Origin of the sequence: Verminephrobacter aporrectodeae subsp. tuberculatae At4 (assembly GCF_000193225.1) — a bacterium.
GTDB classification, from domain to species: Bacteria; Pseudomonadota; Gammaproteobacteria; order Burkholderiales; family Burkholderiaceae_C; genus Acidovorax; species Acidovorax aporrectodeae.
Genome location: NZ_AFAL01001005.1, coordinates 1 through 3,063, shown reverse-complemented (window position 1 = coordinate 3,063; position 3,063 = coordinate 1). Strand labels below are relative to the sequence as shown.

General features: G+C 68.1%; 2 protein-coding genes and 1 pseudogene. 1 reads left to right on the top strand and 2 read right to left on the bottom strand.

What is annotated here, in order from left to right:
- Together VTU_RS0124515 and VTU_RS30265 are read right to left on the bottom strand one after the other, a co-directional pair.
- A partial coding sequence (locus VTU_RS0124515; RefSeq protein WP_010110414.1) for an Ig-like domain-containing protein occupies window positions 1-432 on the bottom strand: 432 nt, incomplete at its 3' end.
- A gap of 487 nt (window positions 433-919) precedes the next feature.
- A pseudogene (locus VTU_RS30265) lies at window positions 920-2,175 on the bottom strand (patatin-like phospholipase family protein).
- A gap of 149 nt (window positions 2,176-2,324) precedes the next feature.
- On the opposite strand from VTU_RS30265, the gene VTU_RS0124505 reads away from it, so the two are divergent.
- Window positions 2,325-3,063: P-loop NTPase (locus VTU_RS0124505; RefSeq protein WP_029554729.1), on the top strand; the 739-nt coding region annotated here is incomplete at its 3' end.

Here is a 3,063-nt window from a genome sequence, read left to right as displayed (position 1 = left end):
GACGGTGGTGCTTTCCCCTGCGGTGAGTCCGCTGTCGGCCAGCGTGATGGTGGCCGTGGGGCGCCGGGCGTCGAAGTCGTAGGTGACCGTGGAGACAGCCTCGCCCACGCCCGCCTGGCTTGCTCTGTTGGTCACGACGCCGGCGAGGTTGACACGGATCCGATTGCCCGTCGAGTCGCGCACTGTGCCGGGATTGGTGGAGTCAGGGTCCGGATTCCCCGGGGCCGTCAGCGTGACCTGCCAGGTGGTCCCACGGTCGGTGCTGCGCAGGTTGGACAGTTGCGCGCCACCGCCCACGGTCAGGTCGTCGGTGGTGAAACTGCTGGCACGGATGGCTTCGGAGAAGGTAATGGTGACGGTGGCGCTTTCGCCAAGGCTTAGTTTGTTGTCACTAATCGTGATCGTGGCAGTGAGGGCTGTGGTTGTTGCCATGGCGTTCCTTGATCGGTGGGCGGGTACTGTGGATGGCGCGGGAGTACCTGTCGCCTGTGGCCAGATTCGGTGGTTTGCCTTGCCTCATGCAGGCCTGCTTGGCAATGCGGTGCCCACAAGGGGGAAGGCAACTGTTTGAGATGACACATCATTGTACGTAACCAATGATGCGACGTGTAACTGCTCTTGTCCCTTCAGTGCAAACGGTAATTCCCGCTCCTCTGCACTGGTGTCATGCCCCGCAAATATCAGCACATCAAAATGCACCTTTCCCGTCATGGCGGTGTTGCAAACCATCGCCATCCATACGGTTTTCGCCTTGCTATGACGCAAGATGCAGCCGTTTCATTTTGTGCTGCTATTTCCGGGGCAAAATACGGGTTCCGCCGCGAAGCCGAGCAGACCGCTGGCCTCCCCCTTGTGGCCACTGGACCGGCGCGTTCTCCTGGCTCCCGCCAGGTGATGCATGTCTCGCAGCCCTTGGGAATCAGGATGCAGGCAAGAAGGCGCCGCCGTCGCTCCAGCCAAAGAAGCGGCACACCTTGTCGCGCAGGGCCAGGGTGTCGGCCCGGCCCAGGGCCATCAGCTCCCGCGTGTAGCCCCCCTCGAACAGCAGGTAGCTGGCCAGCGCGGCGCTGCGCGCGTCCGCCTGGCTGGAGCTCACGCCGAGCGCGCCGAGCATGGCGCGCACGGGCGCGGGCAGATCGCCCACATGGCGCGCGGCCACGGCGTCGAGCCGCTGCGAGGGGGCGATCACCAGCAGTTCGATGGGGCGCAGCGCGCTCTGCGCACGCCGTTCTTCGGGGATCAGCGACAGGGTCTGGTTGATGCGCAGCACCCGTTCCACGTCCACCGCCAGGGCGTCCAGAAAGATGTTCGACAGCGCGTGCCCCGCGATCTGCGCCAGCGAGGGGTAGTCGGGCGTGGGCTGCACCGCAGTGTGGTCCCGGGGCTCGTGCATGCGGCCCGCGCCAATCACCACGATGCGCTCGGCCCCGAGGTGGATCGCGGGTGCGATGGGGGCCGACTGGCGCATGGAGCCGTCGCCAAAATACTCGGTGTGCCCGTCCAGCACCAGACCCCGGGCCGGAAAGACGAACGGGATCGCCGAGGACGCCAGCAGGTGCGCGTGCGTGATCGGGCCACACACGGCCTTGCGCTGCGAGCGCACCCAGGGCCTGAGGGGCTGGGCCGCTTCAAAGAAGGTGACGTGCTCGCCCGAGCTATAGCTCGAAGCCGTCACTGCCAGCGCGCTCAGCTGCCCCCGCGGATGAGCTGGGGCAGGCGTTCCAGGGGAACCATCTCGGCGAGCAGTTTTTCCAGCGGCGCATTGTCCAGCAGCGAGTGCGGGTGCATGCGCCGCCAGCGCGCCAGCGCCCAGCCCACGGAAAGCAGCGTGAGCCAGCGCGCGCCGCTGCGCATCACGCTCAGCGAATCGGCGCCGTACACCTGCTGCGCGTGGACCTGGCGCCACGCGCGCGCCATGCGGCGCACCGTCCGCCCGAAGTCGTCGGCGCCGCAGGCCAGCGCCGCCGCGTTGATCGCCCCGGCCGAGGTGCCGGCGATGATGGGAAACGGGTTCGGCGCGCGGCCCACCCCGCAGGCGCGGCGGATGTCGGCAATCGCCTCGAGCACCCCCACCTGGTACGCGGCCCGGGCGCCGCCGCCGGTCAGCAGCAGGCCGGTTGCGGGCGCCCGGGGAGCGTGGGAGTCGGGGGTTTCAGGGCGGGCGGTGGATGGCATGGGCGGTCTGCGCGGGCGGGGGCAGATTGTCCCGCAGAGCGGCCGCCCGATCGCGGCCCATCCGGCTCGGCGGCACGGTGCCGTGAAGAATGTGCGAGGCCGGGCGCTTCGATAGACTGCGCCCCACCGCCCCACAGGAGTGAATTTGCATGGCAGTCACAGAACAAAGCCTTTTGGCCGCGCTTTCCCGCGTGCAGGACCCGCATACGGGCAAGGATTTCGTCAGCACCCGGGCGCTGCGCGATCTGCGCATCGACGGCAGCGACGTGGCCTTCGACGTGGAACTGGGCTACCCCGCCAAGAGCCTGCTGCCCGAATTGCGCCGCAGCCTGGTGGCTGCGGCCAAGGGCGTTGCGGGGGTCGGGAACGTCTCGGTCGATATCCGCACCCGGATCATTGCCCACGCCGTGCAGCGCGGCGTGCCCCTTCTGCCCCAGGTCAAGAACATCGTCGCCGTGGCCTCGGGCAAGGGGGGCGTGGGCAAGAGCACCACGGCCGCGAACCTGGCCCTGGCCCTGGCCGCGGAAGGCGCCAGCGTGGGCGTGCTCGACGCCGACATTTACGGCCCCAGCCAGCCCATGATGCTGGGCATCAACCGCCGCCCCGAGAGCGCGGACGGAAAGACCATGGAGCCGCTGGAGAACTACGGCGTGCAGGTCATGTCCATCGGTTTTCTCGTCGATCAGGACGAGGCCATGATCTGGCGCGGCCCCATGGCCACCCAGGCGCTGGAGCAGTTGCTGCGCCAGACCCGCTGGCGCGACCTGGACTACCTCATCGTCGATATGCCGCCCGGCACGGGCGACATCCAGCTCACCCTGAGCCAGCGCGTTCCCATGACGGGCGCCGTGATCGTGACCACGCCGCAGGACATTGCCTTGCTCGACG